Origin of the sequence: Frankia sp. AgPm24, assembly GCF_023243055.1 — a bacterium.
GTDB lineage: Bacteria > Actinomycetota > Actinomycetes > Frankiales > Frankiaceae > Frankia > Frankia umida.
Genome location: NZ_JALKFW010000086.1, coordinates 1 through 675, shown reverse-complemented (window position 1 = coordinate 675; position 675 = coordinate 1). Strand labels below are relative to the sequence as shown.

1 protein-coding gene is annotated in these 675 nt (G+C 68.1%); it reads right to left on the bottom strand.

Going from position 1 to position 675, the window contains the following annotated elements; translation table 11 throughout:
* Positions 1 to 675, bottom strand: a 675-nt coding sequence (locus MXD61_RS05780; RefSeq protein ID WP_285223162.1) for a ketoacyl-synthetase C-terminal extension domain-containing protein, incomplete at both ends; no start/stop codon positions are given.

Sequence of the window (675 nt, the reverse complement as noted above, 5' to 3'; positions counted from 1 at the left end):
CACGAACCTGGCCGACTCATCCTCATCACGCCGCAACGTCCCGGCCACGACGGCATTCGCGATACCGGTCCGCTCCACCGCACGGAGTTTCGCCACCGCCTCATCCGGGCTCGCGGCCACCACTCCAGCCCGGAACTCCCACACCGAACGAGACGTCAACAACGCCCGACCCACATCGCCCAAGCTCGACACGGGCTGCTGTTCGAGGAAGTCGGCCAACTGCCCGGCAGCGGCCCGCAAGCCCTCCAGCGACCGCGCCGACACCACCAACGGCACCACACCCGACGTCTCAGGAGCGTCTCCCACCTCCACGTCAGGGGGGCATGACGCTTGCTCAACGGTGATCGGGTCCGGGGCCTGTTCGAGGATGACGTGGGCGTTGGTGCCGCTGAATCCGAACGACGAGATCCCCGCCCGGCGCGGACGCCCGGTCGCGGGCCACTCACGCTCCTCGGCCAGGACCCGCACATCACCAGCCGACCAGTCGACCTTGGACGAAGGCGTCTCAGCATGAAGGGTTCGGGGCAGGACACCGTGCCGCATCGCCAGGATCATCTTGACGATCCCCGCGACCCCAGCAGCGGCCTGGGCATGACCAATGTTCGACTTCACCGACCCCAACCACAACGGCTCCCCGCCCTCACCGCGATCGCCGTACACCGCCAACAGCGCCTG